The 26,957-nt window shown below is 40.4% G+C and carries 20 protein-coding genes, 1 pseudogene and 1 other annotated feature; of the genes and pseudogenes, 2 read left to right on the forward strand and 19 right to left on the reverse strand.

All coding sequences use genetic code 11. From position 1 onward, the window contains the following. Window positions 1-58: 58 nt before the first annotated feature. Genes DXA07_RS07080 through DXA07_RS13450 form a run of 4 tightly spaced genes read right to left on the reverse strand, consistent with a single transcriptional unit; the run spans window position 59 to window position 3,821 of the window. Window positions 59-1,696, reverse strand: coding sequence for a peptidoglycan binding domain-containing protein (locus DXA07_RS07080; RefSeq protein ID WP_118484018.1), 1,638 nt, complete (start codon window positions 1,694-1,696; stop codon window positions 59-61). 12 nt (window positions 1,697-1,708) lie between these two features. After that, window positions 1,709-2,572, reverse strand: coding sequence for a metallophosphoesterase (locus DXA07_RS07085; RefSeq protein ID WP_118484020.1), 864 nt, complete (start codon window positions 2,570-2,572; stop codon window positions 1,709-1,711). 11 nt (window positions 2,573-2,583) lie between these two features. Continuing rightward, complete coding sequence (locus DXA07_RS13445) at window positions 2,584-3,027, reverse strand: hypothetical protein (protein ID WP_243015424.1); 444 nt, start codon at window positions 3,025-3,027, stop codon at window positions 2,584-2,586. Next, window positions 2,991-3,821 (reverse strand): D-alanyl-D-alanine carboxypeptidase family protein, encoded by an 831-nt coding sequence (locus DXA07_RS13450; protein WP_243015425.1) that lies wholly within the window; start codon window positions 3,819-3,821, stop codon window positions 2,991-2,993. The genes DXA07_RS13445 and DXA07_RS13450 overlap by 37 nt, the downstream gene beginning before the upstream one ends. A 200-nt stretch (window positions 3,822-4,021) precedes the next feature. Between DXA07_RS13450 and DXA07_RS07095 the strand changes: the two genes are divergently transcribed. Beyond that, window positions 4,022-5,050 carry a 3-deoxy-7-phosphoheptulonate synthase gene (locus tag DXA07_RS07095; protein ID WP_021943918.1) on the forward strand — a complete coding sequence of 343 codons (1,029 nt, stop codon included), beginning with the start codon at window positions 4,022-4,024 and terminating at the stop codon, window positions 5,048-5,050. 162 nt (window positions 5,051-5,212) lie between these two features. Here DXA07_RS07095 and DXA07_RS07100 read toward each other — a convergent pair whose 3' ends face one another. The 12 genes and pseudogenes from DXA07_RS07100 to DXA07_RS07160 all read right to left on the reverse strand — a co-directional run bounded on the left by DXA07_RS07100 (window position 5,213) and on the right by DXA07_RS07160 (window position 21,278). Further along, window positions 5,213-5,539 (reverse strand): SCP2 sterol-binding domain-containing protein, encoded by a 327-nt coding sequence (locus tag DXA07_RS07100; protein ID WP_118484022.1) that lies wholly within the window; start codon window positions 5,537-5,539, stop codon window positions 5,213-5,215. A 15-nt stretch (window positions 5,540-5,554) separates the two neighbouring features. Further along, a complete protein-coding gene (locus DXA07_RS07105; protein WP_021943920.1) occupies window positions 5,555-6,226 on the reverse strand; it encodes a DivIVA domain-containing protein in 672 nt (223 codons plus the stop codon). 155 nt (window positions 6,227-6,381) lie between these two features. Further along, window positions 6,382-6,828 carry a D-aminoacyl-tRNA deacylase gene (gene dtd, locus DXA07_RS07110; RefSeq protein ID WP_117807531.1) on the reverse strand — a complete coding sequence of 149 codons (447 nt, stop codon included), beginning with the start codon at window positions 6,826-6,828 and terminating at the stop codon, window positions 6,382-6,384. 14 nt (window positions 6,829-6,842) lie between these two features. Beyond that, window positions 6,843-7,348 (reverse strand): annotated as a pseudogene (gene ilvN / locus DXA07_RS07115) (acetolactate synthase small subunit). Window positions 7,349-7,361: 13 nt separating this feature from the next. Continuing rightward, on the reverse strand, window positions 7,362-9,086 hold the full coding sequence (ilvB, locus tag DXA07_RS07120) for a biosynthetic-type acetolactate synthase large subunit (protein WP_021943923.1): 1,725 nt from the start codon (window positions 9,084-9,086) through the stop codon (window positions 7,362-7,364). Between the two features lie 87 nt (window positions 9,087-9,173). Then, window positions 9,174-9,437: a binding site (T-box leader), on the reverse strand. 80 nt (window positions 9,438-9,517) lie between these two features. Further along, entirely contained in the window at window positions 9,518-10,567 is a 1,050-nt protein-coding gene (locus DXA07_RS07130) for a DUF58 domain-containing protein (RefSeq protein WP_118484025.1), read from the reverse strand. A 16-nt stretch (window positions 10,568-10,583) separates the two neighbouring features. Then, window positions 10,584-12,902 (reverse strand): transglutaminase domain-containing protein, encoded by a 2,319-nt coding sequence (locus DXA07_RS07135; RefSeq protein ID WP_118484027.1) that lies wholly within the window; start codon window positions 12,900-12,902, stop codon window positions 10,584-10,586. A 2-nt stretch (window positions 12,903-12,904) separates the two neighbouring features. Continuing rightward, on the reverse strand, window positions 12,905-13,552 hold the full coding sequence (locus DXA07_RS13050; RefSeq protein ID WP_118484029.1) for a hypothetical protein: 648 nt from the start codon (window positions 13,550-13,552) through the stop codon (window positions 12,905-12,907). 48 nt (window positions 13,553-13,600) lie between these two features. Continuing rightward, complete coding sequence (locus DXA07_RS07145; protein WP_117784818.1) at window positions 13,601-14,548, reverse strand: MoxR family ATPase; 948 nt, start codon at window positions 14,546-14,548, stop codon at window positions 13,601-13,603. 18 nt (window positions 14,549-14,566) lie between these two features. Continuing rightward, window positions 14,567-15,544 carry an InlB B-repeat-containing protein gene (locus DXA07_RS07150; RefSeq protein WP_243015428.1) on the reverse strand — a complete coding sequence of 326 codons (978 nt, stop codon included), beginning with the start codon at window positions 15,542-15,544 and terminating at the stop codon, window positions 14,567-14,569. Next, the gene (locus DXA07_RS07155) at window positions 15,535-17,742 is read right to left on the reverse strand and encodes an InlB B-repeat-containing protein (protein WP_118484033.1); all 2,208 of its coding nucleotides are present in this window, start codon (window positions 17,740-17,742) and stop codon (window positions 15,535-15,537) included. Before DXA07_RS07155 ends, DXA07_RS07150 begins: the two co-directional genes overlap by 10 nt. A gap of 14 nt (window positions 17,743-17,756) precedes the next feature. Next, the gene (locus DXA07_RS07160; RefSeq protein WP_118484035.1) at window positions 17,757-21,278 is read right to left on the reverse strand and encodes an InlB B-repeat-containing protein; all 3,522 of its coding nucleotides are present in this window, start codon (window positions 21,276-21,278) and stop codon (window positions 17,757-17,759) included. A gap of 444 nt (window positions 21,279-21,722) precedes the next feature. Here DXA07_RS07160 and asnB point away from each other — a divergent pair, with 444 nt between their 5' ends. Then, the gene (gene asnB, locus DXA07_RS07165) at window positions 21,723-23,579 is read left to right on the forward strand and encodes an asparagine synthase (glutamine-hydrolyzing) (protein WP_118484037.1); all 1,857 of its coding nucleotides are present in this window, start codon (window positions 21,723-21,725) and stop codon (window positions 23,577-23,579) included. A 271-nt stretch (window positions 23,580-23,850) separates the two neighbouring features. On the opposite strand, the gene DXA07_RS07170 is transcribed toward asnB, so the two are convergent. The 3 genes from DXA07_RS07170 to DXA07_RS07180 all read right to left on the reverse strand — a co-directional run bounded on the left by DXA07_RS07170 (window position 23,851) and on the right by DXA07_RS07180 (window position 26,932). Then, window positions 23,851-24,435 (reverse strand): dipicolinate synthase subunit B, encoded by a 585-nt coding sequence (locus DXA07_RS07170; RefSeq protein WP_117822617.1) that lies wholly within the window; start codon window positions 24,433-24,435, stop codon window positions 23,851-23,853. Window positions 24,436-24,616: 181 nt separating this feature from the next. Continuing rightward, window positions 24,617-25,474 carry a dipicolinate synthase subunit DpsA gene (locus DXA07_RS07175; protein WP_173788682.1) on the reverse strand — a complete coding sequence of 286 codons (858 nt, stop codon included), beginning with the start codon at window positions 25,472-25,474 and terminating at the stop codon, window positions 24,617-24,619. A gap of 96 nt (window positions 25,475-25,570) precedes the next feature. Beyond that, complete coding sequence (locus tag DXA07_RS07180; RefSeq protein ID WP_118484039.1) at window positions 25,571-26,932, reverse strand: D-alanyl-D-alanine carboxypeptidase family protein; 1,362 nt, start codon at window positions 26,930-26,932, stop codon at window positions 25,571-25,573. Window positions 26,933-26,957: the final 25 nt, after the last annotated feature.

Consider the following 26,957-nt stretch of genomic DNA (forward strand, 5'->3'; position numbering starts at 1 on the left):
GTATTAAATGAGTTGTGCTCACAATATCAACCTGCTTTTTTCTGATAAAATAAACATCTTAATAATAACAGATCACAGGCATACCTGCGTATATATTTTCATAAATAACCGCTGCTTTCTGATATGGCAGATTAACGCAGCCATGCGAACCGCCGGAATAATAAATGTCTCCGCCGAACTCATCACGCCATGTTGCATCATGAAGCCCGATTCCACGATTAAAAGGCATCCAGAAATTCACCTTTGTCTCGTAATCTTCACCTCTGAGGACCGATGGTGATTCCTTATATGTAACCGAATATAATCCATCCGGTGTACCATGACCGTTCTTCACGCATCCGGTAACACAAGGGGAATCTGTGACCAGTTTTCCACTTACAATCAGATAAACATGCTGGTTCGACAGATCGACCTCTACATAAGAATAACCGATATCCCCGTATTTGTTATATGCCGCTCCTACCTGGGAAAACTCCGGTGTACGCTCCTGTGATTTCCCACTTGCAAGTGCTTCCCGCAAGCCCTTTGTCTCCGCTTCCACATCAATTGCCCATCCATAACGATTGCCTGTTTCTTCTACATATCTTCCTGTATAGGTCTGAAAGGTTCTCGTTGTTCCGACAGTATCATATGTCTCTGCAAGCTGTCTCACATATGCCTGAACCGATTTCTTTTTGAACTTCCATTTTCTGTTATCATAATAGAGCCAGCTGCCAAATGTTGATGCATCAAGCGTCCATGTTACACGATCAATGCTGTAGTTGATCTGAACCGCAAGATATGTTTCCAGTGCTTTTTTCCGGTCTGCGATCTCCTTACTGTCTGCCGTGATCTCTGCATTCTCATAACACGCTTCTTTATCAAGGTCTGTAGTAGCTTTCACCTGTTCAAGTGCCGTTTCTATCACTTCCTGCACCTTATCTGTATCCAGATAACTGCCTTCTGTCTCTGGTATGATAACCGCCTCGCTCTTTTCAACTACTACATAGGCATCCTTTGGCTTATCCATATTCTTTTCCTGCATACAGTCCTGATTTTTTAAGAACTGATACAACTTTTCTTTATCATATGTTACTTCGTAACTGGTTTTATAATCTTTCCGATTATCATTCAGATACAAAAACCACAGAAAGCCATTTTGTTTCTTCTTGATGCTTTTCTCATTGGAAACTGCCTGTATCGTCATATCGATATCTTCCGGACGGATCACAAATGATGCATGTTCTCTGCCGTTTACGCTTAAAGAATATTCACTCATATATGTATCGATCGTGTTTTTTACGGATTTTACTGTATGATAGGATACATTCTGTCCGTCAATATATGTATTCTTGTTAAAATGAAAACTAAACCAGATCGACAATGTAAGATAACAAAGTAAAATAACTCCGCCCACAGAAATTGATATAATAGCAGCGATCTTTTTTCCTTTTTTCCGTTTATCGATCTGTTCATAGACACTCTTATCGACAAAGACATCCGATGGTATGGCAGCAGCCGTGGCAGCAACCTCCGGCTGGTCTTTTGTTTCTATTTCTTGAGTCTCTGTCTGGTCTGTCTCTTTGACTGCTTCCATCTCAGCCCCAGTCTGCTCAGCCTCTTTGTCCGCCACGTTTTCGGTTTCTTTGTCTGCGCCGCTTTCTGTTGGCTCTGCTTCACTCTCTGTCTGCTCTACTTCTTTGTATTCCTCACTCATAATCTTCCCCTGTTATTCTCCTTCCAGATGGATCACGCATATCTCCGGTTTATTATTGACCCGGAACTTTAAAGTATGACCACCAAGTCCACCTGTTAAAATCATTTTTTTATTACGATATTCATACATACCCCGATAATATTTCGGAAACAGCCGTACCATCGGTGATATCACTCCCCCAAAAAACGGAAGTATGATCATGCCCCCGTGTACATGACCGGATAACACCAAATCTGCTCCCCATTCCGCATAAACCGAAAAATAATCCGGGTTATGCGCCAGTAGAATCGTATATGCATCCTGATGCCTTGTTGGAAGAAGCTTCACCAGATAGTCCGTCTCCATCTTCTGAAGCCGGAATCTTCTGTAATAAGCTGCATCCATGTCAAGCCCCACGATCTGAATGTTGTCAGATGCCAGAGTAGCTTCCTCATTTATAAGCCAATGAACGTAATTCTTTGTCTGTTCATACAGGCATTCCCATATCTCTCCATACTGCTCTGTATATAAAACGGTTCGCATCTCATGATTTCCCTTTGAAATATAAACAGGGAATTCACTTCCAAGCTTTTGCAGAAGGTCTATCGCAACACCCGGTCTGACATCTTTCTTTCCGACTATAACATCTCCTGCAATCAAAACTGCATCAGGAGCAATCTTTTTTATCTCTTTTATGAGATCCTCATTTTTATCTCCGAATTCTGCATTATGAAGATCTGCGATCATCGCAAATGTAGCAGACTTTTTTATCCTTTTATCCGTGATTGTATAATGAGATACCGAAAGCATATGATTCTCCCGTCTGCTTTCGATCAGAACTGCGCACAGACAGATAATCGCAAATATACAGATGATACTGATAATATCGAATAACATTTTCTCTTCCTCTAGGAACGAAAGGCAAGATATAATACTTTTTTAAAGCTGTAGCCAAACGTCATTTTCTTTATATTTTCTGCTGCAACGACCTCGACTGAACCAAGGATACGACCATTGATTGAATATTCTATATGACCGACAACATATCCTTTTTTTATCGGTGCTGTAAGCGGTTCATCCTGAACCAGTATCTTCTTTACATCATCTGCCTTTTCCCCGCGAAGCAGAACGGATGAGAAGTCCGATACACTGTCAATCGCCAGCTCGTCACTGATACCATTTTCTATAGAAACGCTACGGGTGTCAAGTACATTTTCATCTTTATACAGATTGCAATTTGCATATCCATAATCTAATAGCTTGCAGGCCTCTTTATTTCTGATATCCTTTGTTTCAGCTCCCATGATGACTGCGATCAATGTAATGCCGTTTCTGTTCGCCGTCGCCGACATACAGTATTTAGCTGTCGCCGTATATCCGGTTTTAGCCCGGTTGCCCCGGTATACATATTCAGGAATTTATTTGTATTAGCAAGGTCAAATCTTGACTCTCCCCTTGCGGTTTTATGTACGATTGAATCCATCCAGATACCGGAATAATTCAGGATCTCAGGATGTTCGTCAATCAACTGTCTGGACATGATCGCAATGTCTTTTGCCGATGTCTCATGTCCATCTGCATCCAGTCCACATGCATTGACGAAATGTGTATGCTCCATTCCAAGTTCCTTTGCCCGGTCATTCATTCTCTGAACAAAGGCTTCCTCGCTTCCTGCCGTGAATTCTGCCATAGCAACTGCCGCATCGTTTCCTGATGCAATAATGATACATTTTATCATATCTTCAACCGTCTGCTGTTCCCCGGTCTCAAAGAAGCATTGTGAACCACCCATAGAAGCTGCATGTTCACTCACAGTTACAATATCAGACATCTGATAATCACCTGCCTTCATTGCCTCAAAAATCAGAAGCAGCGTCATTACCTTTGTGACGGATGCAGGTTTCCTTGCTTCATCTGCATTTTTCTCATATAATACCGTTCCTGTCGTTGCTTCCATAAGGATACATGATTGTGATTCCAATTGAAGTCCGGACTGATCTGTCGCTATTTCATCTGTTGCTGTTCCATCTGTTACAGCAACACTATATATTACCGATTGGCCGATATGTCCGACTACAAGTGCTATTCCAAGAACCGTACCTGCAAATGCTCTGCCTATCCTCTTTCCCATTTTTACCCGTTTCAATAACATCCCTCTAATCTGTTCATTTATACAATTTATGCTTAAAAAAATGAATAAAGAATGTTTGTGTTGATATTTTTCTTTCATAATTAATTATATTCTGCTATAATACTACAGAATTATGCGCAATATGCGGTAATTTAAGAAATAATGACACTTTCGTCATTTATTAACTGGACAAATTATAACAGGAGGAAAAATCAATGAGTATGAAATTGGTCAAACGAGTACCAACCGGTGAAGAGATCAAAGAGTTATATCCTCTCTCACAGGAACTCAAAGACATTAAAGCAAAACGAGATGAAGAGATCAGAAAAATTTTTACCGGAGAAGACAAGCGATTTATATTTATAATTGGTCCATGTTCCGCTGATAACGAAGATGCTGTATGCGACTATCAGAACAGACTGGCAAAGGTTGCAGAACAGGTCAAAGATAAAATTCTTGTAATTCCACGTATATATACGAACAAACCAAGAACAACGGGTGATGGATACAAAGGGATGTTGCATCAGCCGGATCCGAATAAGGCTTCTGATATGTTAGAAGGTTTATATGCAATCCGTAAAATGCATATCCGCGCGATCAAAGAAACCGGACTCACAGCAGCAGACGAAATGCTCTATTCCGAGAACTGGCAATATGTTGACGACATCTTATCCTATGTAGCGATCGGTGCACGTTCCGTTGAGGATCAGCAGCACAGATTAACGGCAAGTGGAATGGACATTCCGGTTGGCATGAAGAACCCAACCAGTGGGGATTATACTGTTATGATGAATTCTTGTCTTGCTGGACAGCATCCGCATACTTTCTTATATTCCGGATGGGAAGCCCACACAGACGGAAACCCACTGACCCATTGTATATTAAGAGGTGCATTAAACAAACATGGTCGTTCCATCTCAAACTACCACTACGAAGATCTTCGTCTTTTATATGAATCATACCAGAAGTTCAATCTGGTAAATCATTCATGTATCGTTGATGCAAATCATAACAATTCAGGTAAAAAATTTGATGAGCAGCCACGAATCGTAAAAGAAGTTATCCACAGCCGCAATTACGATCCTGATATCAAAGAACTTGTAAAAGGTGTTATGGTTGAAAGTTATATCGAAGACGGTAATCAGCCGGTTGGTGGAGGATGCTATGGCAAATCCATCACAGACCCTTGTCTCGGATGGGATAAGACAGAACGTCTCTTAAAGGAAGTTGCTGATCTGTTATAAAAATCTGATACCATGTAATGCAATGATATCAAACATCTTTTAAGTTGAGATGTAATGCAACGATATCCAAGCTTCTTTTATAAATAAAGATGTAACACATCGTTTATAGCTATAAAGGCAAAAAGAAACCTGCCAGTTAATATCTGACAGGTTTCTTCTTTTTTACTCTTTGATGATGCGTGACAGGAAATTTCTTCCCAATGACACATCACCAGCAATATTTAATTTTCCTGTAGCATATGCATAAATCGGATCCATTACTCCATTTATCACCCGTTCCAGACTGGATATTGTAACGATAAACTGAACATTTCGTTGTTTATATTCCCCCGAAATGACCTCAAATGTACCATCTTTCAAATGAATATAAAAATGTCCACTGTCACGTCCAATAACATCAAACTGGAAATAGGTATCATCCTGTAATCCATCTATGTTCCTATGTACTGATAATTCATGAAAATAATCGAGACATTCCCTATATGTCATACAAATCAGCCTGCTTTATAAGAATTCGAAATCGTCATCCTCATCGCCATCACCGATCAGAACCTGATTGCGTTTAACGCCTTCTTCGATTTCTCCTACGATTACTTCGTCTTCTTCATCCTCTGTTACAGCACTCTTCCCTGCAAATGCCTGTGGCTTGCTTTCCTCTTTTGGCTCTTCCTTTGGCTTCATCTTCAGCTTCTGAGGTTCTGCTGTTGTCTGAGACTTCATCTTCAGCTTTGTAATCGGATCAGCTTCTAACGCATCTTCATTGATTGATGAAGCTGTCGTGCTGGCTGTTGCTGTTACAGTACCGCCATTTGCCTTAAGCTCTTCCATCTCCGCTTTTAACTTTGCAAGTTCTGCCTTTGCATTGGAAAGAACTTCATTTGCACGTTTCTTTGCATCGTTAATGATTTTGTTTGCTTCACTGTTTGCCGCATTCTGTTCCTTTTTGGAACCCGGAGCAGCCTGCTCTAACTGTTTCTCTAATTCATAGATCTTTACACTATTATCTCTGAGAGAATTCTGAGCCAGTTCATTTTCTGCTACAGCGGCATCATATTTTGCCTGTAATGAAGCAAACTCATCCGATACTTCTCTCATAAATGAATTTACTTCATCTTTATTATAACCAAAAAGTCCCTTTTTAAAGGTCTTTTCTTCAATGCTTTCCTTTGTTAACATTATAGCGCTTCTCCTTTACGTGTTTATTTAACATAACCTAAACTCAATTATATTAATTCTTTGTATGTTTTTCAAGAAATAATCGTATGTTTTTGAAAAAAATTTACAATTTTTCATGCAAGATATTCAATTTGGATCCATTCCCATGTATTTTTTTACATTTCACGGCTATCAAACAGGATCGTAAACGGTCCATCATTGGACAGATCCACTCTCATATCCGCACCAAAAATACCGCTTTCTGTAACTGCGATTTTTTCCCTGCAAGCAGACAGGACATATTCATATAACGCATTTGCTTTTTCAGGGTTGCCTGCCTTTGTAAAAGATGGGCGGTTTCCTTTCTTACAGTCTGCACATAAGGTAAACTGTGATACGATCAGAAGCTCACCGTTTACATCTGTAAGAGAAAGATTTGTCTTGCCATTTTCATCCGCAAATATACGAAGTCCCAGCAGTTTACGGATTAATTTGTCTGCAGCTTCTTCTGTATCTTCTTCGAATACACCTACAAATACCAACAGACCTTTTCCGATCTTTCCTACCTCTTTATCATCTACTGTTACACTTGCATGATTCACTCTCTGAATCAGAAATCTCATAATTTTTATCCCCTTTAGCGCTCCGACATGCTGATTGCTTCTACTGCAACGCTTCCTCCACGGACAACCTCGATCCGATTTGGAAAACTCTGCTTGAATAACTTGATCGCATCATTGTCTGATTTTCTGTCTGTAAACATTCCACCAGAATATTCTTTCTGTCATAGTCCGTGATCTTGAAGTTAAATGCATTTGCAATACGGAATACTTCATCCTTATCATCGGTATTACATTCTTTTACCTTGATGAATAAGATCTCTTTATTATGGATCGGAATATCCGTATAATCAACCACCTTGATCACTTCCACGCTGCGGTTCAACTGCTTCTTTACCTGTTCAAAAGTACGGTCATCACTGGTAAAACTGATCGTCATTCTGGATACCGTCGTATCCTCTGTTTCTCCTACAGTCAGACTGTTCAGGTTATAGGATTTACCGGAAAACAGACCGGAGATTCTTGCAAGTACACCTATTTCATTTTCAACATATAAACATATCCATCTTTTCTTTTCACTCATCTGTCTATCCTCCTTAACAATCCATGATCATATCATTTAATGACTTGCCACCCGGAACCATAGGGAATACATTTGCAGTCGGATCAATATAGAACTCTATAACTGTAGGTCCCTTTGTATTTGCCTTTGCCTGCTCAAATGCTGCTTTGATCTCTTCTTCCTTTGTAACACGGATTCCAAGCGCCTCATAGCTTTCCGCCAGTTTTACAAAATCCGGTGTATATTTCGGACAGCATTTGTCAGGATTCTGGCAGTCATGATTACAGCTCTTTCTGTATCTCAGACAGGTACTGCTGTAACGCTTGTTGAAGAACAGCTCCTGCCACTGACGTACATTTCCAAGATAACCATTGTTTAAGATACAGATCGTGATCGGAAGCTCCTGTGCAACCGCAGTCGCCATCTCCTGAATATTCATCTGTACACCACCATCACCGGAAATGCAGATAACATTCTTATCCGGGTTACCGATCTTTGCCCCGATGGCAGCAGGAAGTCCATATCCCATCGTACCAAGACCGCCGGAGGTTAAGAGCTGGTTCTCACCGCCAAGTGCAATATACTGTGTTGTCCATAACTGGTTCTGTCCTACATCTGTAGTAATAATGAGATCGTCATACATCTCATTGATCGTCTTAATGATCTTCTCAGGTGTAACACCTTTATAAGAATTCATGTTGATAGGATACTGTTTCTTCACTTCCATGATCTCAGCAACCCAATCGGATATATCTAATTTCTTTGCATATTTTAACATCTTCGTGATCGCAAGCTTTGCATCTGCTACGATTGGGATGTCTACCTCGATATTTCTGGAGATTGATGCTGCATCGATATCGATATGTATGATCTTTGCATTCTTTGCAAATGTGTCAATCGTACCGGTGATACGGTCGTTAAATCTGGTTCCGATCGAGAATAAGACATCACATTCCATGATTGCTTTATTGGATGCGAGATTTCCATGCATTCCGATATTACCAACATATAAAGGATGGTCCGTCGGAATTGCTCCCTTACCCATGATCGTAGTAACAACAGGGATTCCTGTTAATTCACATAATTCCTGCATTTCTTTTCTTGCATGTGCGATATTCACACCGCCACCGATCAGAAATACCGGTTTCTTTGCATGGTTTAATTCTGCCAGAGCCTTCTTAAGCTGACCAGAATGTACACCCTCTGATGGCTTATATCCTCTGATATTTACTTCATCCGGATATTCATCCGAACCCATTGCAAGCTGGATATCTTTTGGTATATCAACCAGTACAGGACCCGGCTTACCGGTTCTTGCGATATAGAATGCATTCTTGATAATTCTTGCCAGATCTTCTCTCTTTCTGACTGTTACTGCATATTTGCAGATGTTTCTGGTGATACCTACGATATCGACCTCCTGAAAGGCATCGTTACCGATCAGATTCATCGGTACCTGTCCGGTAAAACATACCAGAGGAACACTGTCATAATTTGCTGTTGCAATTCCTGTAACCAGATTCGTTGCACCAGGCCCGCTTGTAACCAGACATACACCAACCTTTCCGGTTGATCTTGCATATCCATCTGCTGCATGAACAAGTGCCTGCTCATGTCTTGGAAGAATCATATCGATTCCCTCTGCATCGTATAATGCGTCAAATAAGTCGATCGCTGTTCCACCCGGATAGGCAAACAGTGTATCAACATGTTCTTCCTGTAATGCTTTTACAAACATCTGTGCTCCATTAATCTCCATAACCTATATCCTCCTTTAATTGTCATCCATATAAATTCCCAAAAAGAGCGTTTCTCATCCACTAAAAAAGCCCTAAGCCGTATATCAGCTTAGGGCGAATAATCATATCCGTGGTACCACCTAAATTCAGGTTCTTCCTGCTCTCATCCAATACTTACAAATCTTATCTGCGTTATATTGTATTCCTGTAACGGGGAAATCCGTTGAATCCTACTCAGCACTTCTTACGAAGTCATGCTTTTCAGTCCACTGCTCGAAGGCTACTTCCATACATCCTAGCTGAAGATTCTCACCACCATCTTCTCTCTGGGAGCCGGTCCTGTATGTACTCCTCCTTGTCATTGCATTTGACATATAAACTGTTGTTACTTTAGCATAAATGAGAAAAAAAGTCAATGCGTTTTCTGGGAAAATTCACCAAAATACCTGCATCAAACATACAGGACAATCCCCTTTTCTAAACGTTCGATCTCAAAGGCTGCATCCCGGTTGGCATCATATGTAATAAAGATCACCTTTGCAAACCGATGAATAATTTCACGCTCCAAAATATAATCCAGAACACGGTACTCACTCTTATCCGCTACCGTTTCCAGAACCTCCTGAAGCATAACATCATATTCCGTAAGTTCAAATACCCCACGGTGAACAACACGATTTTCTTTTGTATCCATATGATAGATCGTATGACCTGTTGACAGACGGATCAGCTCATGACTGACAGATGCAAGTGCTTCGATCAGCTTCTGATTCGTCTTCCTGTCTTCCTTAGGAGCATAATCAAAAAATATCATGACGGAATTATCATTTGGTGTATCCAGTTCTTTTACCATGGTCTTTCCCATCTTAGCTGACATTTTCCAATGAATATTTTTGATACTGTCACCTTTCATATATTCCTTGATCTGAAGGATCTCTGAAATATCATTTCCTTTTACATGCTTGTAATTCACATCATTCTCGCTCACAAGACTGCCTTCTACATCATACAGATCCATGGAACGCTCTTTCGGATATTGATAAAACATACAATCCTTATGTGAACGGATCTCCGCTTTCGTCAAACCGAAATAGTCATAAATATAGATTTTATATATTTCAACATTAATCTGTCCGCAGTACTTACTCTCTATCGGAAACTGGTATTTCTCTCTGCTTTTTCTTGCCGCCGAACATTCAATATAAGTAGGGAATTCTGTTCCAAATACAACATTTTCACAGTTAAACTCTATCCTGATCTTTGGAACCGGAAAAAAAGATGAATTCTCTATTTCAAGAAGTAAGGCAGGATCTTCCTTTAACTCATTGATAATATCAAACTTCACTGCAATCTTCCCCGCATTATACCGATTGATAAAAAACATCGGAAGCCAGATAATCCCAAACATTCCAAACAGCCATAAGGTCTGCAGTTTGTTTGTCCAGATAAATAAAAGCAACAGGATAACGATAAAAATAATATATGCAATTTTTTTCTTCATATCGTTTTCTCTCCTCCTATATCAGACATTTGACAAACCGCATCCTGCATCTGCTCCAGAGATTACTGGAATGATAAACCTCTTGTTTTACCGTTTGCGCATAGTCTCTTACAACCGCAACATCCGTATAGTCAAGTTCTTCTCTACTGAATCTGTTTTTTTGTAAAACAGTAATAACTTCTGACGGAAGGGATTCTTCCATCTTCTTACCGGCATATTTGTACAAGGCTTCTATATACAGACTGGCTGCTGCAACTGCTTTTTCCCGGTTTTCACTCTTCATTGCTTTTTTTCGTTTGCTGCAGATCACTGCACGTCTGACAATAACAACGATCAGGAATAATACGAGCAGTGAAACAATTGCGATCAGAATATATAACAGATTGATCTCCGTTGAATCATCATTATCATTATTGTTCTGATCACTGCTGGAATCTTCTGATTCTGAATCCTGATTATCGGAACCACTGACCGCACCGTTACCAATGGTACTGTTATCATCCTCAGAATAGAAGCCCGGTGTAACTTCAACCGGAATAAATCCAAGCCCATTTACATAAATCTCTACCCATGCATGTGCATCCTGATCCAGAACATCAATCGATGTCTCTCCCTCTTCCGGAGCAACCAGATATCCTTCTACATATCTTGCCGGAATATTATAATATCGGAACATCATAGCAGCGGCTGTTGCAAAATGAACGGAATATCCTTCTTTTTTATTCTCGATCAGATCCTCTACAAAATCTGTTCCGGGATCATTAGCTGTTACATCTTCACTGTAAGTTATAGTGTCCCGCAGATAATGTCTGACTACATCAATCGCATCAAACGGATTTAGTTTTTTCCCGGCTTCCGGCAGAGTCCGGTCAAAATACTGCTTCATTTCATCCGAAACCTCTGTATAATTCTTGCTTGCAAAATAAGCATATGTCTGTTCACAGTCAATAAAATCCGTATCACCGGTGCCTTCCGTATACCAGCTTTCATTATAGATACTCTCATAGTCATTCTTCGAAAGTGTATCCATATAAAATCTATACGGCTTTCTGTTTCCAAATCCCTGTGCTACAAAATTTACATCCTTCTTTGGTGCATAAAGATCTGGAAGAGAATCGTAGGTCATATTTTCAGGCAGATATTGATATTTACTGCTTGCAGCCAGGTTTTCAACCTCAACCGATATAATATCTGACAACGGCATATCTGCATCATTGATCTTTGTAATATCCATATAACTTGCAAGTGTTGCTAAAGGATAATAATTAAATTTTGCAAAGTATTCAAATACACCTTCATAATCTCCGCCGTAAATATCCTTATCGTTTTCTGTCCAGCCGTCTTCCGTGTATTTGGAACCGACATAGCCCCGAAGATACATCACAGCAGGCTCTGACATCTCGATATGGAGTTTTTTGCTTCCATTTGTTTCAACTGTATGAAACCGTTTGAACGATCCCTCCGGATAATCATTTTTGCCATAGATCAGATTGCCGCCGTTATATACAATTGAATCTTTTATATCATCAACCACCGGGATCGGTATGTATGTGAGCAGTATAAAGATCAGACATGCAGCTCCTGCCAGAACTCCTGCAAATACAAGCATTCCTGCATACATGTCCTTCGTGATCCGTCCTTTGATATTGCCAGCAAGCAAAATTCCCACCATCGTAACTCCGGCAAGTACGAGCGTCCATACTGACGGAATACATTTATACATGAATCCGGATGCACAAAGCAGGAATTGGAGCAGCACTACCCAGGCATTCAGATGAAACCGAATGAAAATTGCAAATACAAATGTTACGAGCAGAGAAAGAATTATGGATGCAATATATTCATCTGCAACCAGACTGTCCTCATTCACAACAAACATCAGATTTGCCATCGCCATATTCTTATTGACCGATCTGAGTACATCATTTGCGATTGCTGAAAAACCATTTGAAACACTGTTCAACAGGATCACAGACAGGACAACGATCACAATAGCCATCCCTGTACCGCCGATCCAGCCTGACTTTTTCCTGAGAAAAAGGATCTGGGAAATAACTGCCATAACAAGTGCCGGAACCGCTGTCACAATCAGTGAAACTTTAACCTGAAATGCACTGAAGCAGCAAAATAATACACTCACCGATGTCAAAAAGGTAAGCACTATACGAATTGCAAGATAATTGGATTCTTTTACGGAAAGTGCCTGCAGATCGAGCCGGATCTCCTGTCTGTTATTTTGCAGCTTTAATCCATTTTGCAGCTTACGTTTTGGAATCATTCGTTTTTTTCTGCCTTTTTTATGTTCTTTCTCTATCTGTGTCTTTTTGTTTTTCATAATTATTCAACCAAATCTACATCTATATCCGGAGCATCCAGATCTTCATCATCGTCGTCTGATCCCTTTTTATTGCCGGATCCACTTCCGTCGCCATCGCCGTTACCGTCACCGTCGCCAAAATCATCTCCGTCACCAAAATCATCACCACCATCACCGCCATTGCCATCATTATTATGTTTATTACCGTCTTTTTTTGATGAATCACTGTCGTCTGATGTTTTTTTACTATCCTTTTTCGGGTCATTCTTTGGCTTTTCAGTATTAGCTTCCGTATTCTGTGCCGGTGCATCGGTTTTAGGCTCAGATGTCTTTTCTTCTGTTGTCTGTTCCTGCTCTGTAGATTCTGTCGTCATTTCAGTCGTCGTTTCTGTACTTGATTCCGTTGTAGACTCTGTTGTGATCTCAATCATAGCATTGCCACCCTGCATTTCCGTCGTTGCATCACTCTCTGTCGTAGTATCTTCCGTATTCTCTGTATCGTCTTCTGAACGGTCCTGTCCGGATAACTTAGCCGCCTGCTCCTTATCTGCCTCCTGATTTTTCATATAATCCTCACGTTCGAATTCCGAACGGTCACGCTTACATGCAGTCATGGAACATCCAAGAGTCAGACACAATGCAAATAACAAGATTTTTCTTTTTTTCATTTCATCAGGTCCTTTCTCGCATCTTCTTACCTTAATTCAGCTTCTGTTTTAATTGGATCTTTCTCCCGCCATAGAAGGAGCTTCTGTCGTCTGACAGATATCGTAAATAATATTTTCTGCTCCATTCTTCTCTCTGCGTGCAGAAGGTGTCAGGATCAGACGATGTTTGAATATATCATAAATAACATACATAACATCTTCCGGAATCACATAGTTACGATCATACATATAGGCGCATGCTTTTGCCATATTAGCGAATGCCTTTGTGCCTCGTGGACTGATACCACACTCAATCTTATCATGATGTCTGGTTGCATCAACCAGTCTGGAAATGTAATCTGCAATCTCATAAGAAATATATACATTTGCGACTTCTGTACGCATCTGTATCAGATCCTCTACGCTCATGACAGGCTGTACAGCATCAATCGGATTCTGTCCATGATCCTCCATCAGCATCTCCACCTGACTCTGTACATCCGGATACCCCATACTTAAACGCACCATAAAACGGTCAAGCTGGGAGTCCGGAAGTGCCTGTGTGCCACCACTGGTGATCGGATTCTGTGTTGCGATCGTTATAAATGGTTTTGGAAGCTGATACGTAACATTGTCAACCGTTGCTGTCGCTTCTGCCATAGCCTCAAGCAATGCCGCCTGTGTCTTACTGGAAGTACGGTTGATCTCATCAGCTAACAGCAGATTCGTAAATACCGGTCCTTTCACAAACTCCATCTTTCCTTCCCGCTGATTATACATGGAATATCCAAGAATATCACTTGGCATTGTGTCCGGTGTAAACTGGATACGATTATCCTGCATAGAAGTTGCTTTTGAAAATGTCTTTGCAAGTGTTGTCTTGCCAAGTCCCGGATTATCCTCCAAGAGGATATGTCCGGATGCTAGAACGGTCATAATGATCTTAACAATGATATCATCCTTGCCTTTAATGACTTTGTTCATTTCCATTCTAAGATCTGCAATTTTTTTATTCATCTTTTTCTACCCCGTATGTTATTTCTTCTTCCATTTTGCATAAATCACAATGTTTTTATCTTTAATCTTTGTACTGTTCTTTACCTTAACTTTTTTGTTGTCCTTATTGATGTAATACCAGCCGACCAGTTTATAACCTGCCCTCTTTGGCTTTAATGCAGCAAGTTTTCCCTTTAAGAATCCGGTCGCTACACTCTGATTTCTTACTACTTTTACTTTCTTTGTACTCTTACTGCCAAATTTTCCTTTATTCGCATCGAAGGTTACACTGACTTTATCTGCTCCGACATCATAGATCTTTGTCCATTTGCTGTAAATCTTTGCCCCGGTCGAATCATAACGATAACTTCTGACTTCAAAAATTGCATAGGTCTGCAGGCTGATCGCAGGAAGGATCTTTTCTTTCTTATTTCTGATATCAAAGGTCGTTGCATTGCTTAACTTTTTAGCAGTTGGTGCATACCGATATTCATATCCATCGGCTTTTTCACATTTCCAGGTTAATGTAACTTTATATTTTCCTTTATTTCTGCCTCTTGTTATCTTGTTAAAGGTAGTCTTTTTCGCTGTAACCTTTTTCGCTTTGACCTTTGTCCATTCTGCAGTCGCTGTGACATTCTGTTTGATCGCCGTTCCCTGCATCAGAGTATAAGTCTTTGTTCCTGATTTATAAGTCCACCGGGAGAACAGGTATCCGGCACGTTTTGGTACAGGAAGTGTTCCATTTTTAAATCCGGTATTGGCAGAATCTTCAAATTGATAAGTTTTCACATAAGATGACTTGTTGTTTATTTTTCCACCGTTTGCATTATAGGTTACTTTATATGTATTCTTTTTCCAGAATGCATACAATGTAACATTATCCAGTATCGTTACACGATCTGTGCTCTTTCGCACCTTTAACTGCTTTTCATCTGTTGACCAGCCCTGAAAAGTATATCCGGTTCTGGTTGGATTTTTAAGATTATTATATGTAGAACCATAGGTTACATAAATCGTTCCTGAAGTATTCGCCTCTCCATCGTTATAGACAGAGTGACCTTATACCGGTTTGCCGTCCATTTTGGATACAATGTGATCGTCACATGGTTATCTTCCGTTTTTGTATCCTTTAATATCTGATTCAGATTTTTCTTTCGGATGATATCCCCGGCAAAAAAGTCCGTTCCGGTTCCATCTTCCCTTGTATTCCATCTGTCAAAGGTATATCCGGCTTTGTAATATTGTTCATCCACATCTGATATGGTTACATTCTCACCATACAGGAAATCCTTTGGTGCGATCACCTGATTACCAAGCTTATATTCCAGACGATAATTAAATGCCACCCATTTAGGAACCAGTACAACATCCTTTCCTGCTTTTGTTGTCAGGTTTTTCTTATATGTTTCGCCCGGCTCAAAAACAGTATTCCTTATATCCTCGGTCACATTCTTTGTATCATCCAGAACCCAGCCCGCAAATACATATCCCTCTTTACTGAACTGGGAAATATCATATGCAGGGATCGTATATTCCGCATCATATGTACATGCTATGGATTCCGGTGCTGTTCCGATTACATCATCATCCGAATTCTCCAGACTGAATGTGATCGTATAATTAATCGGCTCCCATAACGCATATAATGGTATGGTATCCGTTGTGTCTACAAAATTTGTAACATCTGCCCCATCTGCCAGTACCTGTTTCGCAGGAATCTCTGTATACCAGCCGGCAAATGTATAACCAGCTCTCTTGTATACACATTTATCTAATTTTGCCGCTGTATCATAATAACATTTTTTATCCGGCTGTACGCCACTTACGGTATAGCCCGGATCATCGTTTGTGCCATATTCTTTATACGGATAAAATGTAAATGTATATGACTTTTTCTCCCAGACCGCATACAGTGTCACATTTGCTTTATTTGTAGTTGTAAGATTGATCATATTGGCTCTTGGTGCATAATCAACTGTTGATCTGTCCGCCTTTCTGGACCATCCCATAAATGTATAGCCGGTACGCCCCGGAATATTCTTTGGCAGGCTCTGATCATAAGTTGCATTTACAACCTCCGGAGTCTTGTCATCTCTTTCCACAAAAGTAACTGTATATGTGATCGGTGTCCAGACAGGGAATAAACATATGATCTCTGTTTTCGTTGTCAGGTTCTTTACACTTGCCTGATCTGCATATACAACTTTATCCGGATTGCCATTGACCGCCCATCCTTTAAATATATAACCAACTCTGGTAAACTTACACGGATCTAATTTTGCTGCTTTATCATAGGTTAATGTCATATCCGACATAGCACCCTTTTCTGTTGAATATCGATGCTGAAAACGAATATTATACTGGATCGGTGTCCACTTAGCATATAATGTGATCACGCCAGTCTTTGTAATTCCCTTAACAGACTGTCCTGCCTTGTAGTTGGTGCCGGTTCCATCTGCTTTTGTATTCCAGCCGCCGAATGTATATCCGGTTCGTGTCAACGCATTGGAAGACAATGTAATGTTTGTTGTATATACAGCACTTGCCGCAGCAGGTACTGTTCCGCCGGTTTTTCCATTTCCATTATAAGTAATCGTATAGTTATATGCTACAGGTGAAGAAACTAACGTACCACTTGCCTTAACTTTATTATATGATCCGCTGTTCTTTACCCAGATATTTGTAGTACTCTTTCCTGCCTTTGAAAATGCATTTGCTGCAACTCCGGTCAGGTTTGAATTTTTAAAATTGAATTTCGTAACTGCAGTACAGTTTGCAAATGCAGTACCGTAAATCTTTGTCAGAGAATTTGACATACTGAAATCCACATTTGTAAGTGCTGTACAATTCTGGAATGCATTTACATTGATCTGAACCAGGGAGCTTCCGGATACCGTTTTTACAGATGTGATCGTTTTATTATTTGCATATGCAGATCCTGCGATCATGGTTACCTTATACGTTTTACTATTCACTACAACTGTATTAGGAATTGTGATTGCACCCTTGCTGACACCTGCTACTCCTGTTTTTGCAGGTTTGATCGATACTGTCTTTGCCGTCTCATCTACGATTGTACAGGTCCATTTGCCCGACTTATCGGTATATGTTGCTGCAGATGCATTCCCTGATATACTGAAAATACAGATTCCGCAGCAAAGAACTGCTGCAACTGCCAGGATCAGCTTTTTAAATCTTATACTATTACTCATCTTACTTGCCCTCCTTATGGTATTTTTTTACTGATCGTACTTCCAAATTTTCCATATTTCTTCTTGCCATTCTTTACTTTGTACTGTCTGGCTCTGAAATAATATTTTGTTCCATTTTCAAGTCCGCTGATCATCGTTGATAATGATGTCTTTGAACTCTGTATCTTAACAGATTTTGCATTTGAGAAATCACTGTATTTTGAATAATAAATAATACAGCCTTCCGCACCTGCATATTTCCGGATCGTCAACCGGACATTTACCTTGCCGGTTGATTTGGATTTCCAATGTGCATAAATCTGTGTATCTTTTGCAAATGTCGTTCCTGCCGTTACCTTGGAGCCTCCGGTATAATCCGTCCACCATCCATCAAAGGTATAATTCTCTTTTTTTGCTCCAGGAAGTCCCGTAATTCCTGTTCCGGTATCAATTGAAAATTTGCTCTTATTTCCATTGATCTTGCCACCTGCAGCATTCAATGTAACCGTTATCTTCTTTGCCTGCCATCTTGCATATAACGTCAGACTGCCTTCCAGATCCACAACTGTTGAACTGGTATACTGAATTTTTCCGAACTTGCTTGTAAACCAGCCTTTAAATTCATATCCATCCCTTACCGGTGTTGGAAGCGTGCCACAGGTATCCCCATAGCCTACAACCTTGCTGGTCCGTCCAACGGTTCCGCCATTTGGATTAAATGTGATCGTAACATCATTTTCTGTCCATCTTGCATATAACGTCACGGTTCCTTCATAAGGAAGCAGATTCTTTACAGTTGCCTGATCTTTATAGACCTTTCCACCTGTCTTATCGGTACTCCAGCCATGGAAGGTATATCCCGGTCTCCGATATGCTGATGCTTCAAGTTTAATGGATTCTCCATATGTAACAGTCTCACCCTTCATGCTTCCATATCCTCCGTTCGCATTATAAACGATACGATAGGTTACCGGGCTCCATACTGCATATAACGCAATACCATCTTCCGTATTATGCAGGATCTCTGCTTCATCTTCATATACAACAACATTCTTATCTGATTCCTCTGCCCATCCGATGAACTGATATCCATCCTTTTCATATGTACACTTTGGAAGCTTTGCTGTTTCTCCACATTTAAAGACAACTGCTTCCATATATCCTTCACCATCTGTTTCGTCGAAAACAATACTGTATGTTTTCTGTTCCCAGACAGCATTTATCCGAACTTCTGTATTAGCCCCATATAATTCCCTGAGGTAGGAATACAGTTTGCTCAATCTCCAGGATTGTATGGTTTTGACCGGATAGATTGTTTCATCCTTATCAAACTGGAAACCGATCAAAGAGCTTCCCTCTTTCTGAAAATCCGTTGAGAAAATTTCATATGCTGTTTTAGAATCATCCAGATTATCTGCTGAGAGCACAATTTTCTTTTCCGTACCAGTTCCGCCATTCGGAACAAGTGTCAGATTATATCCGGAGGCATCACTCCACACCGCCAGAAATTCATAATATCCGGATGCCGTTGCATAAATATTCTGTGTATCACTGAATTCTGCCTCATCCTCGTAGGTTCCGACAATAAAGCTATGGGAATCATCCGAATTCGTATATATCCATTGCCATCTGTAAAATTTCTTTCCAGGACAGGTAAATGTACACTTTGGAAGCTTCAAGGTTTCGCCCTGCTTTACGGTAGCCTCCTGCATGGTTCCCTGACCTTCACCGGCAGAGAAACGGATCTTAATGCTTCTCTTTTCCCAGATCGCATAAAGTGTAATAGAGCTTTCGGCTGTCAGTTTTGTGACCTTCTGACCTTCTTTATAAGATGTTCCTGTTCCATCCGGCTTTGTATTCCAGCATTTGAAGACAGAATCGCTCTTCATAAAATTATTCTGTCGCAATTCTATATACTGGTTATACACAACCCCATCCTGAATGTTCATAGAACCAATACCACCGTTTGCATTGTAGCGGATCTGATATGTATTTGGAACAGCCGATACATATAATACGACATCTCCCTGTCCGGAAGGATCCACCTTCTGACCATACTTATAAGTTACTGTATATCGTTCTCCATCACTGTCTGTCAAAGTACCGGTAAACTTTAAACTGTATCCTTTATATACATTTTTATCATATGATGGATTCAGTGTTACCTGCGTATTATATCGAAGGTTCGTCTGTTCTACTTTATTATAAGTCTTAGAGCCTACTGTCTTTGGTATCATATATGTAATCTTATATGGTCCGGTGTAGACCGCCTTATAATCAACATTTCCATAATTTTCTTCATTCTGCAGCTCTTTTATCATTCTTTGATATGTCGCTTTATTGGCAGTATAAATTGTTTTATTACCCGTGCCAAACGCACTTCCCATTTCCAGATCAGCGGTATCAAAGGTAATATTGTTATTTGGCAGATATACATTTCCAAGATCACATTCATCGAATGCCAGTCCACCAATAAACTTTAGTTTAGAACCACTTTCAAATGTAATCTTTCTCAAACCAGAATAAGCGAACGCTGCTACACCTATCCTTTCTACAAGCTTTGGTATAACAATTTCTTTTAAATTCACACAGCTATAAAATGCAGCCTCATCTATCTCTTTCAAACATGAACCTTTTTCAAATATAACCTTTTTTAATTCACAACTCATAAATGCATTTTCACCAATGATGACACAGTTCTTTGGAATCGTGATATTGGAAATCGATTCATCACATGCGAAGCAATCCTCACCAATCGAATATACACTATACTTCTTATTCGCAGGGTTTGTAATTACATTAGGGATTGTATATGATGCTATTTTCTTTGTTGATTTTGGATCATACATTATCAGTTCTGCTTTACCGGGATTATTACCGTTCGGTTCTGAAATTATACGATAATTATAGATTTCATCGGCGGTCCACCATTCATTCACCCACCAATAACTGCCCTTTTTCATTTTTGATATATCTTTGAATTTCGATCCTTTTTCAAAATTAACTTTTAATACTCCGGCATTAAATGCTCCGGCACCAATTGAAACTACAGACTTGGGAATGGTAATTGTAGATATCGTTTTTTTGGTAGAAAATGCTTCTTCTCCTATTTTTTTTAATTTCGAGCCTGATTCAAAAGTTACTTTTTTTATATTCATATCTTCAAATGCATAATCACTTATTGTTTCGCAATTTTTTGGAATTGTGATCTCAGTGATTTTTTCTTCTACATTTGAATAATCGTTCTCGTCAACTGACATACCATCAATCTCTACAACAGTATATTTCTTTTTATTTTTACCTATGATCGTATTTGGGTAAACTATCTTATTGCCAAAATGCCCACCTGATACTTCAGCAGAAATTGAAACCTTTCCAGGTGTCTTTCCCTTTGGATCGGTAATCACTTCATACCAGAACTTTCCATCTGAAGTATTACCACAATCCCCTTCCTTTGCATTTGCTGTACCAGAACAGAATAAACTTCCTGTCAGGATCAGGATGCCCGTTATCATCATGATCATAAAATGTCTGAATGCCTTTGAATGATTCCTCATATTCTTCTCTCCCTTTACAATATTTAATCGTTATACCTCTGTATTCAAAATAATTTTTTATGTAAAAAAAGTGATGTAAAAAACATATGCCTTCTCCATATGCTTTTTACAACACTATTCGGTTCAGATATAGAATTGTCTGTTGTCCATCTATGTTCCCCCTGCCGGATCTTTCCGGCTTTCATGAATCTATTTCCAATCTCTTCCTTATATTTTGTTAATTTCTATGTCGCACCTCGTATATTATAGCAATCTGACCAATTTTTGTAAATAGTTTTGTATATATATTATATTTTACTTTTATCAATTCCGCAAACATCCAATCGAAACAACTTTATTTTGTATTTTTCGGCACTTTTGTTTTGTATTTTTCGGATTTCTTTTTCTGCATATTTTACTGCCCTGTTTCATACAATTATACGACGAAACCGAAACGAGTTATCTATGTGTTCTATTTCTGGATTTTATAATGTACATGGCAGATACCTGGAAACGCCCGGACATTTTCGTGATATTCTGTCTGCCATGAATGCAAAGCAAAAGCATCGCGGGCCGGATGATGATGGTATTCTTCTGATGGATACATGCGGACTGTCTCATACAAGATTATCCATCCGGGATATCAAAGCCGGACTTCAACCCATGTCCCGCACTGTACAGGGAAGAATGTTCACGATCGTATTCAATGGAGAAATCTATAATACAGATGAACTGAAAAGGGAACTGATCTTACGCGGTTATTCCTTTTCCACAACATCCGATACCGAGGTACTGCTGTTTTCATACATATACTATGGGCCTGACTTTGTAAAACATATCAATGGTATATTTTCTTTTGCGATCTACGATCATACAGAAGAAGCCATCTTCCTCTACCGGGATCCATTCGGTGTAAAGCCTTTATATTATACCTTTTTATCTGACCGGACACTTGTCTTTGCATCAGAGCGAAAGGCACTGTTCTGTTATCCCGGCACATTTCCAAGACTGGATAAAAAAGGCTTATGTGAGATTTTCGCCATCGGGCCGTCCAAAACACCCGGTTGCGGTGTCTTCAAAGGAATCGACGAACTAAAACCCGGTCATTATATCCGGTATGACCGATTTGGCTGTTCCACCACCTGCTATTTCCGGATCCAAAGCATACCTCATACCGATGACTATCAGACAACCGTGGAAAAGACCTCTGATCTGTTAAACGCTGCAGTAAAACGACAGATCGTATCCGATGTTCCGATCTGTACCTTTCTGTCCGGCGGTATCGATTCCTCGATCGTCAGTGCCATCTGTGCGGAAGAACTGAAGAAACAGGGGCAGATATTAGATACCTATTCCTTTGATTTTACCGATAATTCACGCTATTTTAAATCAAATGCTTTTCAGCCGGAACAGGATCGGCCATATGTAGATCAGATGGTCTCTTTCCTCGGAACGAAACATCACTACCTGACCTGCAATATGGAAGAGCTTGCCGACCTGCTTTATGATTCCGTTCTTTCCAGAGATCAGCCGACCATGGCAGACGTTGATTCATCCCTGCTGTATTTCTGTAAGCTGGTATCTGAAAACAATAAGGTTGTGCTGACCGGGGAATGTGCCGATGAAATATTTGGCGGATATCCATGGTTCTACCGGGAAGATCTGCTTGCATCCGATACTTTTCCATGGATGACCGATCTTACACCGAGAAAGCAACTGTTGGATCCGGAATTTGCAGATGCCCTGCAGATGGATGACTATGTGAAAAATCTTTACCATCAGATCATCTCCGAGATTCCGGTGCTGCCGGAAGAATCCAATATCGAAAAATCCCGTCGCCGAATCGGTTACATGAATATCCGGATGTTCATGCAGACCCTGCTTGACCGTATGGATCGTACCAGTATGTATCATGGTCTGGAGGCAAGAGTACCATTTGCTGACATCCATCTTCTGCAGTATGTCTTTAATGTGCCATGGAAATACAAATACCGAAACCAGACAGAGAAAAGCCTGCTCCGTCATGCCGCTGTAAATCTGGTTCCAAATGAAATCCTGTTCCGGAAGAAAAGCCCGTATCCTAAGACCTATAACCCACTTTATGAAACGATCCTTGCCGACCGGTTAAGAGAAGTGATCCACGATCCTGCAAGCCCTGTCAACCGGTTTCTGGATAAAAAAGCAGTTCTACAGTTTCTGGAATCTCCGAAGGATTATGGAAAACCATGGTATGGCCAGTTAATGGCAGGCCCGCAGATGATGGCATACTTGCTGCAAGTCAACTACTGGTTAAAGGAATACCAGATTGCTGTTGAACTCTGATTTCTGTTTTATACCATAAATAAAATGCAGGCAGAAACTTGTGTCTGGTGAAATCCACAATGGTGTCCATATAAATAACATCGACATTCGCGTTATTTCGTTGCGAGACCCGTGCTAACTGTCAGCATCAAGCCCATGTCTGAACCCGTCAGGGTGAGTTTGGGCGACTGCTGACAAAATAAGTGCGCGTGTCGAGCAGAAATGAAGCGAGTCGTGTATTTATATGGACACCATCGTGGTTTTTTCCGGGCACAAGTTCCTGCCTGCGTTATCACTTGTCACATAACACCGGCTGAAGCTGCTTCCCCTTTAAAGCCTCCTCTATCGTCTCCGGTATCATGGACAGTTTTCCGATCAGGGAATTCGGCTTCTTTACCGGATCATCCTGATAAAATGGAACAAAATAAATATTCTTCATATTCATCAACATTCCGATATTCTTAAAATTCATCCCCATCGCATCATTTGTTGAAATGCTGATGATCAGCGGTTTATTATTTCTGATATGCGCCTTCGCTGCCATCAGCACCGGAGAATCCGTGATACCGTTACATAACTTTGCAAGTGTGTTGCCTGTACATGGAGCGATCACCAGTACATCCAGATATGCTTTTGGTCCGATCGGTTCTGCCTCCTGGATGGTAAAGATCCCTTTCTTCCCTGTTATCCTCTGAATGTCTTTTACAAAATCATCCCCTCTGCCAAATCTGGTATCGTACGTTGCAGACCGTTCGGAAAAGATCGGATATACCGATATTCCAAGCTTTGTCATTTCCTCTATCTCTATCTTTACTTTATCAAAAGTACAAAACGAACCGGTTATTGCAACGCCGCAATTGCACCCTGATAAACTCATATCTATAATCCTTTCCATTCAATACAATCCATAAAATCATTCTGATCCATACTGTTTTATCAATTCCAAGCTGTTGTGTCTGGTTCCAACTATTTAACAGAACCAGACAAATACTACTGCCTGACAATGATTTTATGTTTATTATAGTGTATGCAGGATCATAAATTATGTGACTGTTTTATCAAAGATACGACAAAACTGCCTCGCCCAGAATCTCACCGGAAGTTTTTGGTGAATACCGTCCCGGAATCCCCAGACTGTGTTTATAACAGATCCCCTGCTCATCCAGATATGCAAAATCCGTTCCGCCCGGTTTGGATGCTATATCCAAGATAACAACATCCGGACGAAGCTTTGACAAGACTGCCCGATCAAGCACAGGCGCCGGTATCGTATTGTAACAGAAATCAAATGTATCCAGCTTTTCACAGGAAGCCAACTGATTCAACAATATCGTATGGCAGTCCCCCATGGCTGCCTTAATACAGGCTTCCACACTTCTGGCTGTAACCGTCACCTCCGCTCCCATACGAAGCAGCTTCTGTGCAAGGACACGCCCGCATCTTCCATAACCGGTAACCAGACATTTGCTGTTTTCTATATTGATATCACTCATCATAAAGCTTTCCGTGATCGCACCTTCTGCCGTTGCAACCGCATTTTTTAGTGCAACACAGTCATCTTTCATATAATCATGACATGGTATACCTGATTCTGCACAGGCTTTTGTCAGTTCCTGTGAGATCACGCCCCCACATACCAGACCAAAATCCCCCACCATGAAAGCAAGTGCTTCTGCCGTAAGCCCTGAGCAGCCATTGATATGGATACCGTCCTTTGTAACCGGAACCGGAAGCAACAGCCCGGTTTCTTTTAAAGTATCATCGGTCTTGAGATTTCCAATTATATCCTGTAATTTTTCTCCGGTATCTGCAAGTTCCGGCACCTTCCATGTAAAAACCGGATAGCCCTGTTCTTTTAAATATAAGACCAGATAGTGGCAACGCAGGTCACCACCCACTACAACAAACTGTTTCAAATAATAACCTCCCTGTTTCTTTTCATCAATCTTATGCTCCATATTATATAGTAACCTGTCATCTGTTGTCCGTATAATACAACTATAATTCAACGATCAGGAATAATTTCTAACAATATAATACTTTATGTACCCACTTATAAAATCCTTCCATGTCATTCCGGATATTGTTTCTGTAATAAATACCGGATAAATAGCATAGACCTTACCGTTAATTGACAGAACAACGGAACCAATCTGCATCCCGGTTTGCAACGGAAGTTCAAGTTTCTCCGGCAGAATATACCGGACAGTGATCTGCTCATCTTCCCGCAGTAACAATGTTTCTGAAAAGCTGCATTCCCATGCGATCGTGGTCTTTTCTGCATCCTGCTGTCTTCTGTAATTGGGATCATACTGAATAGGAATGTCCGTTTTTTGCAGGATATCATCTTTTATGGTATGTTCCTGATAATGATCCAGTCCATAGTTCATAAGCTTTTTCGTATCTGCCCATTTATAAGTTTTATTCCCCGGCCAGCCGCATCCAAGCAAAGCTACGATGAACAGTTTTCCATCCCTTTCTAACGCTCCAACATAACAGTATCCAGCCGTACCTGTAAATCCGGTCTTTCCTGTCAGTGCTCCATCCATCATATTCAGAAATGCATTATGATTATTGCAGGTAAAACTTCTGGTTCCGGCAAGATTGGTAAAAGAATAGACAGACGTTCTTGTGATCGTAAGAAATGTATCCTTTTCAGGCGACTCTTTGATACAATACCGCAGGATCCGAGCCAGGTCAGTAGCCGTTGTTCCATGTATTCCATGTTTATCCTTTGCATCTAAGCCATTTGGCGTAATAAAATGTGTCTTCATGCAGCCAATATCCTCTGCCTTCTGATTCATCAGCTCCGCAAATTGTTCCACACTTCCGCCAATATGCTCTGCGATCGCAACCGCACTGTCATTATGGCTTTCCAGCATCAGCGAATACAGAAGATCTTTTAACTTATATTCCTCTCCCTCTCTGATATTAAGCTGTACATCCGGCATCTTTGCTGCATAGGAAGATATGACCACCGTATCGTCCAGATCACCATATTCAAGTGCCAGGATACAGGTAAGGATCTTCGTCGTACTGGCATTTGCACGAACTTCTTCACCTGCTTTATCATACAGGATCCTGCCGTTTTCTCCATCCATCAGAACAGCCGACAGTGCATGAAGATCATTGTCTGTGATCTTTTGCTCTTTATCTACCTGAAGGGTATTACTGTTCTGTTTGCTGCGGTTATTCCAATGAACTATCCTTTGCTGCTGCGGCTGCATCACAAATGCTTTCGCAGGAATCACAGAACAGAGCAATACTGCAGCGACAAGGATCCATACAAACAGAAAACCTGCGGGAATCTTCTGTCGCCTTCTTCCTGCAGGTTTCTGTTTTCTTTTATGATATTTGAAATATAACCCTAACATACGATCACCGGATATATTCTTTCTT

It is taken from the genome of Clostridium sp. AM54-37XD, from assembly GCF_003478225.1.
GTDB classification, from domain to species: Bacteria; Bacillota; Clostridia; order Lachnospirales; family Lachnospiraceae; genus Coprococcus; species Coprococcus ammoniilyticus.